The organism is Nocardia vermiculata NBRC 100427 (genome assembly GCF_001613265.1).
Classification (GTDB): domain Bacteria; phylum Actinomycetota; class Actinomycetes; order Mycobacteriales; family Mycobacteriaceae; genus Nocardia; species Nocardia vermiculata.
Genome location: NZ_BDCA01000013.1, coordinates 19,723 through 37,375, shown reverse-complemented (window position 1 = coordinate 37,375; position 17,653 = coordinate 19,723). Strand labels below are relative to the sequence as shown.

Annotated in this window: 16 protein-coding genes and 1 pseudogene; 6 read left to right on the top strand and 11 right to left on the bottom strand. The window is 67.6% G+C overall.

Annotated elements, in window-relative coordinates; genetic code table 11:
- Nucleotides 1-51 precede the first annotated feature (51 nt).
- Nucleotides 52-816 (top strand): SDR family NAD(P)-dependent oxidoreductase, encoded by a 765-nt coding sequence (locus NV2_RS14780; RefSeq protein ID WP_067873596.1) that lies wholly within the window; start codon nt 52-54, stop codon nt 814-816.
- A gap of 9 nt (nt 817-825) precedes the next feature.
- On the top strand, nt 826-1,575 hold the full coding sequence (locus NV2_RS14775; protein ID WP_067873593.1) for an SDR family NAD(P)-dependent oxidoreductase: 750 nt from the start codon (nt 826-828) through the stop codon (nt 1,573-1,575).
- A gap of 178 nt (nt 1,576-1,753) precedes the next feature.
- Here NV2_RS14775 and NV2_RS14770 read toward each other — a convergent pair whose 3' ends face one another.
- From NV2_RS14770 to NV2_RS14750, 5 genes and pseudogenes are all read right to left on the bottom strand, one after another.
- On the bottom strand, nt 1,754-2,602 hold the full coding sequence (locus NV2_RS14770) for an LLM class flavin-dependent oxidoreductase (RefSeq protein WP_067873592.1): 849 nt from the start codon (nt 2,600-2,602) through the stop codon (nt 1,754-1,756).
- Between the two features lie 77 nt (nt 2,603-2,679).
- Nucleotides 2,680-3,444 (bottom strand): annotated as a pseudogene (locus tag NV2_RS14765) (enoyl-CoA hydratase/isomerase family protein); the annotation flags it as partial.
- 1 nt (nt 3,445) lies between these two features.
- A complete protein-coding gene (locus NV2_RS14760; protein WP_067873589.1) occupies nt 3,446-4,534 on the bottom strand; it encodes an acyl-CoA dehydrogenase family protein in 1,089 nt (362 codons plus the stop codon).
- Nucleotides 4,521-5,426, bottom strand: coding sequence for an acyl-CoA dehydrogenase family protein (locus tag NV2_RS14755; protein ID WP_067873586.1), 906 nt, complete (start codon nt 5,424-5,426; stop codon nt 4,521-4,523). Before NV2_RS14755 ends, NV2_RS14760 begins: the two co-directional genes overlap by 14 nt.
- Nucleotides 5,404-6,804 carry a class I adenylate-forming enzyme family protein gene (locus tag NV2_RS14750; RefSeq protein ID WP_067873584.1) on the bottom strand — a complete coding sequence of 467 codons (1,401 nt, stop codon included), beginning with the start codon at nt 6,802-6,804 and terminating at the stop codon, nt 5,404-5,406. The genes NV2_RS14755 and NV2_RS14750 overlap by 23 nt, the downstream gene beginning before the upstream one ends.
- A gap of 73 nt (nt 6,805-6,877) precedes the next feature.
- Between NV2_RS14750 and NV2_RS14745 the strand changes: the two genes are divergently transcribed.
- Complete coding sequence (locus NV2_RS14745; protein ID WP_067873581.1) at nt 6,878-8,023, top strand: ferredoxin--NADP reductase; 1,146 nt, start codon at nt 6,878-6,880, stop codon at nt 8,021-8,023.
- 181 nt (nt 8,024-8,204) lie between these two features.
- Here the strand turns inward: NV2_RS14745 and NV2_RS14740 are convergent, their stop codons facing one another.
- Together NV2_RS14740 and NV2_RS14735 are read right to left on the bottom strand one after the other, a co-directional pair.
- The gene (locus NV2_RS14740) at nt 8,205-9,341 is read right to left on the bottom strand and encodes a CaiB/BaiF CoA transferase family protein (protein ID WP_067873578.1); all 1,137 of its coding nucleotides are present in this window, start codon (nt 9,339-9,341) and stop codon (nt 8,205-8,207) included.
- Nucleotides 9,338-10,294 (bottom strand): TIGR03564 family F420-dependent LLM class oxidoreductase, encoded by a 957-nt coding sequence (locus NV2_RS14735; RefSeq protein ID WP_067873955.1) that lies wholly within the window; start codon nt 10,292-10,294, stop codon nt 9,338-9,340. The genes NV2_RS14740 and NV2_RS14735 overlap by 4 nt, the downstream gene beginning before the upstream one ends.
- A 213-nt stretch (nt 10,295-10,507) precedes the next feature.
- On the opposite strand from NV2_RS14735, the gene NV2_RS14730 reads away from it, so the two are divergent.
- The 3 genes from NV2_RS14730 to NV2_RS14720 all read left to right on the top strand — a co-directional run bounded on the left by NV2_RS14730 (nt 10,508) and on the right by NV2_RS14720 (nt 13,000).
- Complete coding sequence (locus NV2_RS14730) at nt 10,508-11,401, top strand: VOC family protein (protein WP_067873576.1); 894 nt, start codon at nt 10,508-10,510, stop codon at nt 11,399-11,401.
- A 169-nt stretch (nt 11,402-11,570) separates the two neighbouring features.
- Nucleotides 11,571-12,731, top strand: coding sequence for a 3-ketosteroid-9-alpha-monooxygenase, oxygenase component (locus NV2_RS14725; protein ID WP_067873573.1), 1,161 nt, complete (start codon nt 11,571-11,573; stop codon nt 12,729-12,731).
- On the top strand, nt 12,728-13,000 hold the full coding sequence (locus NV2_RS14720; RefSeq protein WP_067873571.1) for a hypothetical protein: 273 nt from the start codon (nt 12,728-12,730) through the stop codon (nt 12,998-13,000). Before NV2_RS14725 ends, NV2_RS14720 begins: the two co-directional genes overlap by 4 nt.
- A gap of 88 nt (nt 13,001-13,088) precedes the next feature.
- On the opposite strand, the gene NV2_RS14715 is transcribed toward NV2_RS14720, so the two are convergent.
- From NV2_RS14715 to NV2_RS14700, 4 genes are read right to left on the bottom strand one after another with little or no spacing between them, the layout of a single operon-like run.
- Nucleotides 13,089-13,961 (bottom strand): alpha/beta hydrolase fold domain-containing protein, encoded by an 873-nt coding sequence (locus tag NV2_RS14715; RefSeq protein ID WP_067873567.1) that lies wholly within the window; start codon nt 13,959-13,961, stop codon nt 13,089-13,091.
- A gap of 32 nt (nt 13,962-13,993) precedes the next feature.
- Nucleotides 13,994-14,935: an NAD-dependent epimerase/dehydratase family protein gene (locus NV2_RS14710; RefSeq protein WP_245662610.1), complete on the bottom strand. Its 942-nt coding sequence runs from the start codon at nt 14,933-14,935 to the stop codon at nt 13,994-13,996.
- A complete protein-coding gene (locus tag NV2_RS14705; protein WP_067873565.1) occupies nt 14,932-15,726 on the bottom strand; it encodes a hypothetical protein in 795 nt (264 codons plus the stop codon). The genes NV2_RS14710 and NV2_RS14705 overlap by 4 nt, the downstream gene beginning before the upstream one ends.
- Before the next feature lie 38 nt (nt 15,727-15,764).
- A complete protein-coding gene (locus NV2_RS14700) occupies nt 15,765-17,609 on the bottom strand; it encodes a flavin-containing monooxygenase (protein WP_084474709.1) in 1,845 nt (614 codons plus the stop codon).
- Nucleotides 17,610-17,653 lie beyond the last annotated feature (44 nt).

The window sequence follows — 17,653 nt, the reverse complement described above, 5'->3', positions numbered from 1 at the left end:
GAACATTATTCTCTCAGTTTGAGAGTGCGGATTTCAAGAGAGGAATGTGTCATGGAAATCAGCGGTAGCTCCGCCATCGTCGTGGGCGGCACCGGAGGCCTCGGTGAGGCGACGGTGCGCCGGCTCCATGCGGCGGGCGCGAAGGTCGTGGTGGCCGATGTCGCCGACGACAAGGGCAAAGAGCTCGCCGACGAACTCGGCATCCGCTATGTGCACACCGACGCGACCAGCGAGGAATCGGTGCAGGCCGCCATCACCGAAGCACAAGCGCTGGGCCCGCTGCGCATTTCGGTCGACGCGCACGGTGGCCCCGCCAGCGGCGGTCGCCTGGTCGGCAAGGACGGCAGCCCGCTCGCACTCGACGGGTTCCGCACCACGATCGAGTTCTATCTCACTGCCGTTTTCAACGTGCTGCGTCTGTCGGCCGCGGCGATCGCGCAATCCGAACCCGGCGAGGAGGGCCGGCGCGGCGTCATCGTCAATACCGCCTCGATCGCCGCCTACGAGGGCCAGATCGGGCAGCTGCCGTATTCCGCCGCCAAGGGCGGTGTGGTCGGTATGACGCTGGTCGCGGCCCGCGATCTGTCGCCGCTGGGGGTCCGGGTGGTCACCATCGCACCGGGCACCTTCAACACGCCTGCCTACGGTAAGGCCGCCGACAAGCTGGAGGAGTACTGGGGCAAGCAGGTCCCCCATCCCAAGCGGATGGGCCGCTCCCCCGAGTACGCACAGCTGGTGCAGTCGATCGTCGAGAACGACTACCTCAACGGTGAGGTGATCCGGCTCGACGGAGCTCTGCGCTTCCCCCCGAAGTGACTGCGCGAAATGGACTCTCTCGCAGGTAAGGTCGCGTTCGTCGCCGGTGCCAGCCGTGGGATCGGCGCAGCGATCGCGCAGGGGCTGGCGGCGGCCGGGGCGCAGGTCGCGGTCGCGGCCCGCTCCACCGAACCGGGCCGGTTGCCCGGCACGATCGGTTCGGTGGCCGAGAAAATCGCGGCTGCCGGCGGGCGGGCGTTGCCGGTGGTCTGCGATGTGACCAGCACGGAATCGGTCGAGACGGCCCTTGCGGCGACCGTCGCCGAATTCGGTGGCCTCGACATCGTGATCGCGAATGCCGGTGTGCTGTGGCTCGGGCCGATCGAATCGACGCCGGACAAGCGCTGGCAGCGTTGTCTGGACGTGAACCTGACCGGCGTGTTCCATGTGACCCGCGCCGCGATACCGCACCTGCGCGCCCGTGGCGGCGGGTCGATGATCGCGATCACGACGACCGGGGTCGCGATGCTGGAGCGCGGCGCGAACGCGTACTGGGTATCCAAGGCCGCGGTGGAGCGGCTGTACCTGGGACTGGCCGCCGATCTGCGCGACGACGGGATCGCGGTGAACTGCCTGTGCCCGTCGCGCGTGGTACTCACCGAGGGCTGGCAGGCCGGTGGTGCGGGACAACGGATTCCCGACGATATGGTGGAGCCACCGGAAACCATGGCGCGGGCAGCGGTGCTGCTGGCCGGTCAGGACGCGAGCGGAACAACCGGCACCGTGCAGCAGTCGGAAACCCTGCTCGCGCAGCAATAAGTGGCCGCCCAGCGCACGGAACCGGCTGCGCTCGCACCGCTTCCCGTGCCGTCGCATCGCTGGAGGCTCTGGTGTCGCCTCATCCTGTTCTCGACGCGCCCCGGCCCGCCGCTGCCGGCGCGGAGCCCGATCCCGTCGATCCGACTCGCGACCTTCCCGAGGGCCGCAATCCTCCGCATCACGCCGAGGCGCGGGCACCGATCACTGTCTCGCCGAACTCCGCGATCGTCGCAGGATCGGCGAAGTCGGTGAACCACACGTAGAACCGTTCGACGCCTTGGTCGCTCAGCTCCGCGAAGTGCGCGGTCAGTTCCGCCGCGTTTCCACACACCAGGCCGTCGGCCAGATATCCGAATCGGCGACTACTGGTCTCCTCGATTGTGCCGCGGTCGGCCTGGCGGCCGACGAAACCGACCATCTGCTGGGTCGACACCCGTGCCCTCCCCGCCGCACCACGCAGGCGTGGCAATCGGTCCAGGTGGTTCACCGGCAGATTCCACCAGTCCGCATAGCGGCGGACCAGTTCCATCGTGGCCGGGCCCGATCCACCGATCACGACCGGAATATGCGGCTGCGGCGCTGGCGCCAGCGCGAGCTCCCCCTGCCCCGCCCAGTACTGCGGCAGCAGGGTCAGTGTCTGTTCCAGTCGGGCCCGCCGCGCCGCCCCGTCCTCGTCGGTGATATCGAAGCGGGTCAACTCCTGCGGCACCGACCCCGATCCCAGACCCAATTCGAAACGTCCGGCGGACGCCTGCTGCAGGGTCACCGCCTGTTTGGCCAGCACCGCCGGATGGCGCAGCGCATCACACAGCACCAGATGCCCGATGCGCAGTCGCTGCGTGCGGGCGGCGACCCAGGCCGCTACCGTCATCGCCTCCCACAGCGTCTGATGGTGCGCGCCGGGCGCCTGCAGATGGTCGATGAACGCGATGCCGTCGAAACCGCTGGCCTCGGCCACCCGCGCGCGTTCGACGATCGCGTCCATATCGAACCGGATCTGCGGCAGGAACAGATACCACTGCGCCACGGCTACACCTTCGACGACGCCGACTGCGAAGCAGTCTTCGACGACCCGGACTTCGACGACTCCGACTTCGAGGCACCGTTCTTCGGTGCCGTCAGCCTGGCCAGATTGGCGCGCAGATCCTCGGACTGGAAGGTGAGGTCCTCGGCGGTGAGGGCGAAGTCCAGCGTGGCCAGTACCGCGTGCTCCAATTGCAGGTTCAGCAGCCGCTTGGTGGATTCCACTGCCTGCCTGGGCAATTGCAGGATCCGCCCGGCGCAGGCACGGGCCTCGGCCACCGGATCCTCGACCACATGGTTGACCAGGCCCATCTCCCGCGCCCGTTCGGCGGGGATGCGCGCACCGGTCAGCGCGTACTCCTTGGCCAGCAGCAGGCTGGTGTGCAGCGGCCAGGTCAGCGGGCCACCGTCGGCGGCGACGAGCCCGACCTGCACGTGCGGGTCGGCGAGATAGGCCTGCTCGGCGATGTAGACGATATCGCTGAGCGCGACCAGACTGCAGCCCAATCCGACGGCGGGACCGTTGACCGCGGTCACCACCGGAACCCGGCAGCGCGCCATGCCGAGCACGATATCGCGGCCGTGCGCAATGGTTTTCGCGCGCAGATCCGCATCGCGGCTCAGCTCGCCGAGATAGTCGAAGTCGCCGCCGGCGGAGAAGGCGCGACCGGCGCCGGTCAGCACCGCGACCCGGGCTTCGCGATCCTCGCTCAGTCGCGGCCACAGTCGGGCCAGACCGGTGTGCAGATTGTCGTCGACGGCGTTGAGCGCATCGGGCCGGTTCAAGGTGATGATCCGCACCGAACCTTCGGCGCGGACGTCGACTTCGTCGGGCAGGTCGTACATATCAAGCTCCCAATCCGAGAATGCGGCCGGCGATGATGTTCTTCTGAATCTGTGAGGTGCCGCCCATGACGCTCTGTGCGCGGCTGTAGAGGTAGCTGCCGAACATATGGGTGTCATCGGTGCCGGCGACGGTGAGCGCGGCATGTCCGACGGCCTGGTCGACCCAGGTCATCAACAGTTTGTCGAGTGATCCGTCCGGGCCGTGCGACACCCCGTCGAGCTGTTCTGACAGCCGGCGGCGCACATGCAGCCGCAGCATCTCCGATTGCACCGCCGCCCAGGCCAATTCCTCGGGTGGGTCTCCCGCCACGCGTTCGGACAGCAGCCGCACGGTCGTGGCGTAGCGCGCGGAGTAGCCGAGGGTGGAGGGTTCACGCTCGTGCCCGACCACGGTCATCGCGAGCTTCCATCCCTCCCCCGGCTGCCCGACCATGCGGTCGGCGGGCACAGTGGCACCGTCGAAGCTCACCTGACCGAATTCGGTGGTGATTCCGCTGATCATCCGCAACGGCCGCTGCTGGACGCCGGGCTGTTTCATCTCGACGATGAACGCCGAAATCCCTTTGTGCCGCGGCGCTCGAGGATCGGTGCGGGCCAGCAGCAGGCACCAGTCGGCAACATCGGAGTAGCTGGTCCAGATCTTGTGACCGTGGACGACATAGTGGTCACCGTCGCGGGTCGCGGTGGTGGTCAGTGCGGCGAGATCCGATCCGGCCCCGGGTTCGGAGAAGCCCTGGCACCAGCGTTCGGTGCCGTTGATCATGCCGGGCAGGAACCGCTGCTGGAGTTCCCTGCTGCCGTGGCGGCCCAGTCCCTGGATCAGATACCCCAGACTCGGCCGCGGCGGAGCACCGGCGCGGGCCAGTTCCTCGTCGACGATCACGTCGTAGACCGGCGGCAGCTCGTGGCCGCCGAATTCCGCGGGCCAGGACGCCCCGAAGAACCCCGCCTCGTACAGGGCCCGATGCCATTCGCCCTGGCGGGCCCAGTACTCGTCACCCGAGGTGGGGAACTGCCCGGCGACCTCGTTCAGCCAGGTGCGCAGCCGGTCCCGGAATTGCGCTTCGGCGGGCGAATCACGAAAGTCCACAGTCGATCTCCTCCAGGCGGACGGGAAACAGTTCGGTCGAAACGAGTGCCCGGCGCAGATAGACGTGCGCCAGACACTCCCAGGTATTGCCGATGCCGCCGTGCACCTGGATCGCGGTCTCACAGACGGTGCGGGCGGCGCGGGCGCAGTAGATCTTGGCGATCCGGGCGGCACGCACGGCCTGCTCGGGCTCGAGTTCGTCGACACCCCACGCGGCGTAACGCAGCACACTGATCGACCCCTCGATCAGGGCCTGGGCCTCGGCGAGCAGATGCGCCACGGCCTGATACGACCCGATCGTCTTCCCGTACTGCTCACGTACTTTCGCATAGTCGACGGCGAGCGCCTGCGCACCGCGGGCTGCGCCCAGCAGATCGGCCGTGGTGCCGACGAGCGCCAGCGCGAACCACTGCCGTGACTGCTCGTGCGACAGCTCCCCGATATGTTCGAGCCGGCCGGCGAGCTCGGCGACCGCACGGGTCGGGTCGGCGCGCGTGACCGCGGTTTCCAGCCGGCCGGCCAGTACCTGGCCGTCGTCCAGTACCACCGCCCGGTCGCACCCGGCAGCGTCGATCGCGCGCCCGCCCACGGCCAAGGTCCACCGCCCCTCGCCACCGCTGGGATGCCCGCGCAGATCGTCGGCGAGCACCGGCCCCAGATAGGCGACATCGACCAGGCCGCGGGCGAATTCCTCGGCCACCAGCGCCACCTCGACACCACTGGCGCCGTCCGAGCGCAGCGACCGCCAGCCGGTCGATTCCACCGTTTTGTCGAGCCGCGCGATCCGATCCGGCTCCCCCAGCTCCGATACCGAATCCGGACCCTGATCATCGGCCAATTTCGCTGCGGCATCGCGCAATTGGCGCTGTTCACTCGTCAGACGGACGTCCATAGCGCTCCTCGAGAACTCGGCGCAGCACCTTGCCGGACGGCAGGCGCGGAATATCGGGTACGAACACCACCCGGCGCAGCCGCTTGTAGCCGGCCAGACGCTCGGCGACCAGGGCGGACAACTCTGCGGCGGTGACGGGGGCCGCGGTGGCGACCGCGGCGACGATCGCCTCACCGTCTGCCGCGTCGGCCACCCCGAACACCGCGCAGTCCGATACCGCGGGGTGCCCGTGCAGCACGGCTTCGATTTCGGCGGGTGCGACCTGGAAGCCACGGACCTTGATCATCTCCTTGACCCGGTCGGTGATACGGATCCAGCCGTCGGCGTCGATCCAGCCGACATCACCGGTGCGGTACCAGCCGCCGGCGACCGAGCCGTGCTCCTCGGCGGGTAGGTAGCCCGCCATCAGCGCCGCGGAGCGTGCCTGCAGTTCACCGATCTCGCCGGGTGGCAACGGCTTTCCGTCGTCGAGCGACACCGTGCGCAGTTCGACGCTGGGCGCGGCACGCCCGACCGAGTCCAGCCGGGCGCCTTCGATCGGGTTGCAGGCCAGCACCGGCAGTTCGGTGGCGCCGTAGGCGGGTAGCCACCGCACCCCGGTGCGGCGGGTGACAGTTTCGGCGACGCTCACCGTGACCGGGGTGGCACCCCACATGATGTAGCGCAGCGAGGAGAGGTCGAACGATTCCAGGTCCGGATGGGAGGCGATCGCGAGCGCGATCGGGGCCACCGCCATCTCGACGGTGATGCGGTCGCTTTCGATACTGCGCAACATCGTGTCCAGATCGAAACGGCGGTGCAGCCGCATCCAGGCGCCCACCCGCAACGCGGTGACGATGTTGAGCAGGCCGAGGATGTGCGAGGGCGGGGTGAGGATCTGGATGCGGTCGCCGGGCCGGAGTTCCAGCACCTGCTCCCAGTCGCGCACGGCGGCGGCGAAGGAGGCGTGGGTGTGGCGCACCGCCTTGGGCAGGCCGGTGGTGCCGGAGCTGAAGACCAGCACCGCGTCCGTCGCTGGATCCGGTGCGGGGAATTCGGCGCGCTGGGGCGTGATGGGTTCGTCGAGGTCGAGCATCGGCATCAGCTCGGCCAGCACCGGGTGGTCGCCGACCGCGAGATCGGGCTCGGTGATCTGCAGGGCGTGTTCGACCTCGGCACGCCGCCAGGCCGGGCTCAGCAGCACCACGGCCGCGCCCAGCTTCCAGGCCGCCAGCACGGCGACCACGAATTCGGGCCGGTTGGACGACATCAGCGCGATGCGAGCGCCCGGGCCGGCTCCCTGCTCACGCAGCGTGCTCGCCAGCCCTCCGGCCAGGTCGTCGAGCTGCGACAGGCTGTAGCACCGATCGTCGAAGACGATCGCTGTCGGCTCGGTCATGAGAAAATCCCATCTCGTTCAGGAGAACGCTATTCTCTTTGTATAAGAATCTTAATACCAGGAGAGGCGTTCCATGGCGAGTCCCCCGATGTTCCGGCCCGCGACCGTGACCCGGATCGTGAAGGAATGCGCCGATGCGCGCACCTTCGTGCTGAACCCGCACGACGGTCCGCTCACCTACCGCGCCGGACAGTTCTGCACCTTCCGAGTCCGGGTGAACGGCGCTGACCTGTACCGGTCCTATTCCATGTCCAGCGCGCCGGAGACCGACGCCGAACTGATGACCACGGTCAAGCGGGTTCCGGGCGGCAAGGTGTCGAATTGGCTGCTCGACAACGTGTCCGAAGGCGACCGGCTCGATATGGGCCGTCCCGCCGGGCGTTTCTGCCTGCGCGAGACGGAGGTACCGCTGCTGGGCTTCAGCGGAGGCAGCGGTATCACGCCGGTGCTGTCGCTGGCCAAGAGTGCACTCGCCACCACCGGACGCAGCGTGCGACTGCTGTGCGCCGACCGCGACGAGGACTCGGTGATCTTCGGCCCCGCACTACAGGAGCTGATGCGGCGCTATCCGGGCCGCCTGGAGGTGATCCGGCACCTGGACAGCGATCGCGGGGTGCTCGACCGCGAATCGGTACTCGAGTTCGTCGGCGCGCACGGGCACGCGGACGCCTATATCTGCGGTCCGGAAAAGTTCATGGAGATGGTCGAGACCGCGCTGCCCGGGCCCGGGGCGATCTTCAGTGAGCGATTCGGCGCGCCGGTGCCGGATCTCGGCGGCAATGCGGGCGCGGCAGCGAATTCGCCCGCCGAATCGAGGTCGGCGGGAGCACCGGAAGGCATTGCCGGGGCGAGCTCGGATGCCGAACCATCTACAGCAGCCGCGGGCCTGCCAACGGCGGCGGGTGTAGCAGCGGCCGACAGCGGCGGACCGGACGGCGATTCCCCGCGCGGGACGATCACCATCCATCTCGGCCGCAAGAAGGCGAGCGTGGCGCGCCACGACGGAGAAACCCTGCTCGAGAGCGCCCGCCGAGCAGGTCTCACTCCCCCCTTCTCCTGCGAATCCGGCAACTGCGCGACCTGCATGGCCCGGCTCAGCGAGGGCAGCGCGACCATGCGGGTCAACGATGCCCTCGCCGACGACGAGGTCGAGGACGGTTACGTGCTCACCTGCCAGGCGATCCCGGACACCGACACCGTGGTCGTGCACTACGAATGAGGCTGCGACACCGGCCGCCGCGACACGCCCGGGCGGGGCGGCGCCGGGCAGCCGCTGAACGCGCCCGCCGGTGCGCCGGTTCCACCAGCGGCGGCTACGTGATCGTCGGCCACATCACAGGCCCGGCTACCGATGCGAAAAAAACCCGGGGTCACCGGCCACAGGCAGCACTGCCGGTCACTCAGGCGGTGCGCCGGTCTTCGCCGAGATTGTGGTGGTCGTGTTCACCCAGGCGCGGCGGCGGACCGTATCGCGGGGTGTATCCGTCGATGCGCACCGGCGAGCCCACCAGACGGTAGGACCCGGCGTCGACCACCACCTCGGGAGTGCCGTCCAGCGCCTCGGGCAGAGTGCGCACCGCGGCGGCGGGAATGCCCAGCGGACGCAACCGCGCTTCCCAGCCCAGTGCGTTGTCCCGCCCCAATGCCTCGGTCACCGCGACGAGCACCTCGTCGCGGTGGGCCACTCGTTCGGCCATGGTCTCGAACCCGGACAACCCCGCCTCGGCGGCGAAGACCTTCCAGAAGCGATCGTGGGTGATGAACAGCGCCAGATAACCGTCGGCCGTCGGAAACAACTGCGCCGGGACGTAGTAGGAGTGCGCACCGAAGGGCCGGCGCTGCGGAACGCGCCCCTCGTTCAGGTAGGCGCTCGCGTGATAGTTCAACTGCGACAACATCACATCGCGCAGGCACACGTCGACCTGCCCGCCCCGGCCGGACACGATCTGGGCGAGCAGCCCCAGCGCCGCGGTCAGGCCGGTGGAATTGTCGGCAGAGGAGTATCCGGGCAATGTGGGCGGTCCGGCGGGATCACCGGTGAGCGCGGCGACACCGGTAGCGGCCTGCACGATGTAGTCGAAGGCCGGATCGTCGCCGCCGTAGAGGCCGAATCCGGTGATCGCCACGCACACGATCGAAGGATTGAATTCGCGCAGTGCGGCGTAGGTCAGACCCAGCCGGTGGATGGCCGACGGCTTCAGATTCACCAACAGCGCATGCGAATCCGCAACCAGCTCACCGAGGCGGGCCCGCCCGGCCGCACTGCCCGGATCGAGGCGAATACTGCGCTTGCCGCGATTGAGGCTCGCGAAATAACTGTCGCCGACCTGACGGGAGATATCGCCGCTCGCGGGCTCCAATTTGGTCACCTGAGCGCCGAGATCGGCAAGCATCATCGTCGCATACGGGCCGGCCAGCATGGTGCCGACCTCGAGGATGCGGATACCGGCCAGCGGCCCGTCGGCCGGTCCCGGTCCCGGTTGCGCCCGCCCGGAGCCGGACTCGGGCGCACGGCCACTGAAATCGTTGTCGCTCATCGTAATTCCCGCGCCAGTTCCGCGATCATCTCGCGCGTGCGCCGCTTGGAGGCGACCAACTCCTCCCGGTTGTCGCCGATCGGCAGCAACCGGACGGACAGATCCGTGGCACCCGCGTTCGCGTACCGGCGCAGTCCCGCCGCGATCTGCCGCTCGTCGCCCGCGATACAGATATCGCCGACATCGCGCGCGTCGCCCTGCTCGAGCAGCCGCTGATAGTTCGGCGACACCTCGGCCTCACCGAGGATGCGGTTGGCGCGCGCCTTCGCCTCGGCCGCCTCGCCGGGACGGCACAAACACACCGGCAGCCCTGCGACGATGCGCGGCGCGGCGCGACCGGCCTCCGCGGCGGCCTTGGTGATCTTCGGAACCACATGATCGGCGACGGCACGCTCATCGGCCATCCACAGGATCGTCCCGTCGGCTCGTTCGCCGGCGATTCGCAGCATCACCGGACCGAGCGCGGCCACCAGCACCGGCACCGGCGCAACCGGGCCCAGATCCAGCGGATTGTGCACGGTGAAGGTGTCGTTGCCGACCTCGACCGTCCCCGGCCCGGTCAGCCCGGCGTGCAGTACCTCGAGATAGTCACGGGTGTATCCGGCGGGACGCTCGTAGGGCAGCCCCAGCATGTCGCGCACGATCCAGTGGTGCGACGGGCCCACCCCCAGCGCCAGCCGTCCCCCCGCCGCGGCCTGCGCCGACAGCGCCTGGCGCGCGAGCGCGATCGGATGCTGTGCCTGCAGGGGCACGACCGCGGTCCCCAGTTCGATGCGCCGGGTCTGCAGACCCATGGCGGCGATCGTGATCAGTGCATCGAAATCGGTGGGAATCTGTGGAATCCACGCGGTATCCATCCCGGCCTCCTCGGCCCAGGCGATGTCGTCGAGCATGCGGCTCAACTTCCGCGCGGAGTCCCCCTTCTCCGGTCCGATCATCACTCCGACACGCACGAAGACCTCCACTCAGCGACCCGGTCGCGCTCGTGTTTCCGTTTTGTGAATACGTTACTTGCGAAAAAAGAGAATGCCAATACCAGCGGTAGTCGTCCGGTCAGTGGAAACCCACCGTCACGAGGGCGGTGCAACAAGCAGACTTGTCCTCGTCGAACTTCTGCCTGTTCACCCGCATCCGGCGCATCGGCGCCGCAGAGAGGAAGCCACGCGATGAGCGATATCCGTTCGCTGGGTTACGTCGAACTCGAGGTCACCGACCCCGGCGCCTGGCGTCGCTTCGCCTTCGACACCATCGGTTTCGCACCCGGCAGCGGCCCGGACCCGGATGCGGTGTACCTGCGTATTGACGAGCACGGCCACCGGCTGGCGCTGATCCCGGGAGCAGTGGACCAGGTGCGTGCGGTGGGCTGGCAGGCACGTGACGGTGCGGCACTGGCCCGGATCTCCGATGCGGTCACCGCGGCCGGGATCCCGGTGCGGGCGCTGTCGCAGGCCGAGGCGGATGCACGCGGTGTCGAGGCGGCGATCACGTTCGACGACCCGTGCGGCACGCCGCTGGAAATCTTCCACGGGCCGAAGCTCGAGCACAGCCCGGTGGTCTCACCGCACGGGCACCGCTTCGTCACCGGCGCGCTGGGCCTAGGCCATATCGTCATCCCGGTCGGCGACATCGACGCCGCGAACACCTTCTACACCGAGGTGCTGGGATTCTCCTCGCGTGGCGCCTTCCGGATGCAGGCGCCGCCGGAAGCGGGACCGATGCGTATCCGGTTCCTCAGCAGCAACGCCCGGCACCACACACTGGCCCTGATGCCGTTGCCCGACCCGAAGGCACCCCGCCTGATCCACATCATGGTCGAGGTCGACGAGCTCGACGACGTGGGCCGCGCGCTCGACCGGGTCACTGCCGGCGGATACCATCTGTCCTCCACGCTCGGTCGGCACACCAACGACAAGATGGTCTCGTTCTACGTCCGCACCCCCGGCGGCTGGGATCTCGAATTCGGCACCGGCGGCATGCTCGTCGACAACGCCACCTATTCCGCAGAGGAGATCACCGCCGACAGCTACTGGGGCCACGAATGGTCGTGGGCGAAGAAGTGATCCCGTCGCCCCGAGCAGCGGTCCGCGCTCCCGGGGTCCCACCCAGCGAAACCCTCGGCAAATGCCGGGATAGACGGTGTTACAACGGTTTACGTCGTGGGAGCGGTCCGCGACCGCGCGGACGAACAGCCCCCTTGCTTCCACACCTGATCCTTGGAGGACGGTCGAGATGACTACGGTGAACGACGAGGTCCGCACAATCGAAGCCCAGGACGCACCGAAACGGTTCGCCCGAGGCTGGCACTGTCTGGGCCTGGTCCGTGATTTCGCCGACGGGAAGCCACATTCGATCCAGGCTTTCGGCACCAAGCTCGTGGTTTTCCGCGGCGAAGACGGCACGCTGAACGTGCTCGACGCCTACTGCCGTCACATGGGCGGCGACCTGTCCGACGGTGAGGTCAAGGGCAACGAGGTCGCGTGCCCGTTCCACGACTGGCGTTGGGGTGGCGACGGCAAGTGCAAGCAGATCCCCTATGCCCGCCGCGTTCCCCCGCTGGCCCGCACCCGCGCCTGGACCACCCTGGAACAGGACGGCATGCTGTTCATCTGGAACGACCCGCAGGGTAAGAAGCCCCCCGCCGATGTCACCATTCCGCGCATCGAGGGTGTCGGTAGCGACTCGTGGACCGATTGGCACTGGTACACCACGGTGGTCGACATCAACTGCCGGGAGATCATCGACAACGTCGTGGATATGGCGCACTTCTTCTACATCCACGGTTCGATGCCGACCTATTTCAAGAACGTCTTCGAAGGCCATGTCGCCACCCAGTACTTCAACGGTGGCTCCCGCGACGACCTGCGGGTGCCGGCCGGACAGCCGCGCGTACTGGGTACCACCTCGGTCGCCTCGTACTACGGGCCCTCGTTCATGATCGACGACGTGGTCTATCACTACGAGGACGGCGACCACAAGACCGTCCTGCTCAACTGCCACTACCCCATCGACGAGAACTCGTTCGTGCTGCAGTACGGGATCATGGTCGAGAAGTCCGACCGCCTCTCCGGCGACGAAGCGATGGCGACCGCTGTCGCACTGGGTGAATCGGTGAAGCGCGGCTTCGAGCAGGACGTGGCGATCTGGAAGCGCAAGGCGCGCATCGACAACCCGCTGCTGTGCGAGGAAGACGGCCCGGTGTATCAGCTGCGCCGCTGGTACCAGCAGTTCTATGTCGATGTCGACGACATCGCGCCCGAGATGGTGGACCGGTTCGAATTCGAACTCGACACCACGCGGCCCGTGGAGGCCTGGCAGCAGGAGGTCGAAAACATCATCGCCCGCCGCGCCGAGAAGGCGAAAGCGAAGGCGGCAGCGAAGGCGGAGGCATGACGTTCCCGGTCGACGAGCGGTTGCGTTCGACGCCGATGGTGCCGGTGCGGTGCCGGGGGTGCGCGGCGCAGGTGCTGGTTCGCAAGAGCAGTTGGGCGCAAACGAGCATCCAGTGGAACGCCGCCGCGACCGCGGCGTGCACCGAACGGAATTCGGCGCCTACCGCAGCCGGCGCGTCGCTGCCGCAGTGCTCGCAGTTGTACGAATCCATCGCGGATGCGGTGCGTTCCGGCGATCTGCCGGTACTTGACGAGGACACCGCACGGTAGAGAGTCGGATGCTGCGACCTCCCGGACACGGGTGAGGTCTCCGGTGGGAGACCTCACCCCCCGGCGCCGCGCGGGCAGGCTGTCCGCGTCACTCTGCTGCCGGTTCGACACGAACCGACCGGAGGAACCGAACACTAGAGTCGATCGCGGCCACGGAAGCATCGTGATCAGGGTAGATCAACGGCCACGTGTGTCCTTGTCGCGCAGCCACTTCCAGTGTGCAGGTGACGTTCGCGGCGGCCAGTGACCCGGCCAGACCGAGGGCGTCGCCGACCAGTGCCTCGTCGCCGCCGACTTGGATCAGCGTGGGTGGGAAGCCGGCATGGTCGGCCAGCAACGGCGAGGCCAACGGGTGGCTCGCGGGGTAGCCCTGCAGGTAGTCGTCCCGCGCCGACTTCGCGGTCGCCGAGGGAAAGAAGAGGTCGGTTGCGGTCTCGTAGAACGACGACGAGCAGTGCAGGTCGAGCCACGGCGACAGCAGCATCAGCCCGTCCGGCGCTCGAACATCGCTGGTGGTCGTCGCGACGACGACCGCAGCGGCGAGCCCGGCGCCCGCCGAATCGCCGCCGACCACGATCGGCCCGTCCGGCACAGCCGCGAGTTCTTCGTACACCGCCAGGGCATCGCGCACTCCGGCCGGGAACGGGTGCTCCGGTGCGAGCCGATAGTGCGGCACCACGACCGTGACCGAGGCACCCGCTGCCAGTGCCGCGGCATAGGCGTCGTATGCCTCCGGGCTCCCCATCCGATATCCGCCCCCGTGCAGGTAGAGGAGCGTGGCCCGCCCTCCACCGCGGATGATCCGGCACGGTACGCCCGCGACATCCGTATCGGCCGCCGTGACTCCGAGGTCGGGGCTGATCTCGGTCGAAGCGAATTTCGCGCGGCGCTCCAGTAACTCCGGACCGGCCGGGGTTCCCGCGCGCTCGGCCGGCAGCGGCTCGGACACCGTCGTCACCATGGCAGCTCCCGAAGGTGTTCTGCGAGAGATTCTCACGAATGCACCGCCTCGACCAGTCTGTCCGGATGCCGTTGTGCGACCGTCCGCCGAATGCCCTCGCGCCAGTCGACCGTACACGGACCGGTGATGGATGCCCGCCGGCGCGTATCCGCGATCGATCCGCGCAACGTGCCCGCGACAGGAGCCACATCGACGGTCGCAGCGATACCCATCAGCTCACCGGCATAGGCCGCCCACTCCTGGACACCGACGGCTTCATCGCCGCCCCAGTTGACGATGAGGGCCGGTGTGGATGCCGCGTCGAGCAATGCCGCGACCTGGCTGTTGATGTCGTCCTCGTAGATCGGGCTGTACATGCACGGGTCCCACCGGGTGGTGATCGACCGGCCTTCGGCGAGGGCATCGATATGCATGGCCGGTAGTCCGCCGTTCGGACCGTACGAGGCGTTCATTCGAGCGATCGTGACCGGGACGCCGAAGGCACGCGCGGCGAGCCGTGCCGTGGCCTCCTGGCTGATCTTCGACATCGAGTAGGTCGGCGCATGGGTACTGTTGCACTCCCCCAGCGGCGACTCCTCGGTGAACAGGTACATGGGGTCGTCCTGTGGCCTATAAACCGAATGGGTCGACATCACGAGGGCGCCCTTGGCCGACCGGCAGTGCTGCAGGAGCAGCCCGGTGCCCTCCGCATTGGCGCGAATCGCTGCGTCGTAATCCCATCCCGGAGCTTGATTCGCCGCCAGATGCACCACGTAGGTGAAGTCGGTCGGGACCTCGTCGAAGTCGCCGTCACCGATGTTGCAGGGCAGCGGAGTGATCCCCGCTTCGCTCACGCGTTGCCGATCACCGGGTTTGCCGAACCGTGCCAGCCCCCACACGTCGTTCTCGGCCGCCAGCATGCGCGCGATCGGGAAAGCGATCTGCCCGGACACCCCCGTCACCAGGATCTTCTCACCGTTCAACACCGGCGTCACCACAGCTCGTCTGTGTATTTGTCCGTACCGACCACCGTCGGAATGAACGGCGAGGCGAAGGTGACCCGTCCGGCGCCCGAGGCCTCGATGTTCGCGGCGTAGTCGACGATGTGCTGCCAGCTCGCGACCGGATCATCCTCGAGGAAGCACATCTGCAGGATGCGCTGGGGACTTCCGCCGTCGTTGCCCATCTTCATCGGCACGTTGTGATCGGCCGGCCACGGCTTCATCCCCCAACTGCTGACCAGGTCGACCGCACCGGTGGCTAGCAAGGTCTTGACCGGTCCGCCGTTGACGGTCTCGAGTGCGGCGCTGCGATCCATGCCGTCGGCGGGCTCGATCATCACGGTGACGAGGCCACCGTAGTGATGGTCGTGGGCCAGTTCCAGCGGCACACCGTCCTCCTGCGCCGAGACCGTCGAGTCGGGCAGGTACTGCCCCGTGTGCACGTGCTCGCGCTCGGCGAATCCGCGTCCGGCCGCGTACAGCTCGCCGACCTGCTGCTGCGCCCAGGCATCAGCGACCTCGGCGTCGGGCTCGTGCACCCAGTAGATCGCCAGGTAGGAACCGTCGTCGGTGTTGGTGGCGACCGGTCCGGTCTTCGGGAAGCGCAGATCCTTGAGGGCCTTGGTGGCCACCCAGCGGCTGCCGGTGAACCAGCCGGGCCCGACCATGCAGCCCGAGTACCGGTGATCGCGTTCGTACCAGCGGTTGTAGTCGACCTCGTGACCACGGGCCGGATCGACGAGGGTGAACAGCGAATAGCCGAGTTTCACCGGGGTCAACGTCATGACTTTCTCCTTCGTCTCTGGAACGGACTCGCCGGTACTCAGCGAGTCACGGCGATGCCGTCGAACGTGTCGTCTTCCCGCCACTTACGCAGCAGGTCGAAGTACTCGTAGCCGGGTCCGTACAGGCCGCCGACGAGCGTGCTGCGCTTGTCGTCGACCCGGCCCTCGTTGTTGTACTGCCCCGGCGTGCAAGTCGTGTTCCAATCCCGCCGCATCTCGGCGTGCTCGAGAATGGTCTCGTTCCAGCCGGCTTCGGCCTCCGGGGTCGGCTCGATGGCGCGCATGCCCTCGTCGACGGCCTTGCTGATCATGTAGGTCATGTGCCGGGCCTGGTGGTCGATCAGGTTGGCGATGTTCGAGACCTGGGTCGACTGGACGAAGCCCAGGAAGAACAGGTTCGGGAAGTCCCTGCTGAGGAAGCCGTGGAAGGTACTCACGCCCTCGGCGAACTTCTTCGACAGCCGGTTGCCGTTACGGCCCAGGACGTCGTAGCCGGCCTTGTCGGTCCAGGTGCGTCCCTGCTGGAAACCGGTCGCGTACACGATGAGATCGACCTCGTACTCGCGGTCGCCGACGACGATGCCGGTCTCGGTGATCCGGTCGATCGGCGTCTCCGAGGTGTCGACGATATCGACCGACTCCTTGTTGAACGCCGGCAGGAAATCGTCGCTGAAGCCCGGCCGCTTGCACATGGTGCGGTAGTAGGACTTCAGCTTCTCGGCCTTGTCCGGATCGGTCACGATCGCGTCGACGCGATCGCGCAGCATCTCGTTCCACTCGTAGTCCGAACGCTCCATCGCGTCCATGAACTGTTCGAGCGTCGGCTCCGTGCCACCCGCTTCGTAGATCGCGTTCATCTGGAACTTGGCGAACTTGATCCACCCGTCGTCGACCTCGCAGTCGGCCGTGGCGCGGTCCATCGCACACTTGTCGAAGGTCGCGCGGCGCTCCCGGTGCCAGCCCTCGGGCAGGTTCCGGAACCACTCGGTATCGGTTGCAGCGTTCTCCCGCGGCGCGATCTGCGACGGCGTGCGCTGGAACACGACGACCGACTTCGCGTACTCGGCGAGCTGCGGGATCGCTTGAACGCCGGTGGCACCGGTGCCGATCACCGCGACGCGCTTGTCCCGCAGCTTGTGCAGGCCGCCGGTGATGTCGCCGCCGGTGTAGTCGTAGTCCCACCGGCTGGTGTGGAAGCCGGCGCCACGGAACTTCTCGATCCCGGGGATGCCGGGCAGTTGGGGCCGGCTGAATTGACCACTCTGGGTGGAGACGAAGCGTGCGAGGAAGACGTCACCGGCGTCGGTGCGGACCGTCCACCGTGCGGTGTCCTGGTCCCATTCCATTCCGGTGACGCGGGTCTGGAACAGGGCGCGGTCGTACAGGTCGAATTGGTCGGCGATCTGCCGGCAGTACGCGAAGATCTCGCTGCCGCGAACGTACCGTTCCGTCGGCATGTAGCCGGTCTCCTCCAGGAACGGAAGGTAGACGTAGGACTCGACGTCGCAGCGCACGCCCGGGTACCGGTTCCAGTACCAGGTGCCGCCGAAATCCGAGGCGACATCGAGGATCTTGTAGTTCGAGACGCCCCGCTTGTCGAGTTCGATCCCTGCGCTCATGCCCATGAACCCGGCGCCGATGATCAGCACGTCGAGTTCTTCGGTCATAGGTGCCTGAGCGCGAGGCCCGGCGGCGTGCGGGTCGGAGTCGAAGGAGGCGAACTTACCTTCGAAGTCGACCGCCTGGAAGGTGGCGGTGCCGGTGTTCGGCAGCCGCTTGTCACGCTCGGCGGCATACTTTTCCCGGAACCATTCCAGGTCTTCCACCTTGCGCTGTGGTACCCAGAGGTGCGGATCGCGCTCGGTCTTTTCTGGGGCGGTCATGAATGTCCTTCGCTTGCTTACTGACTCGGTCGGCACCAGGTCCG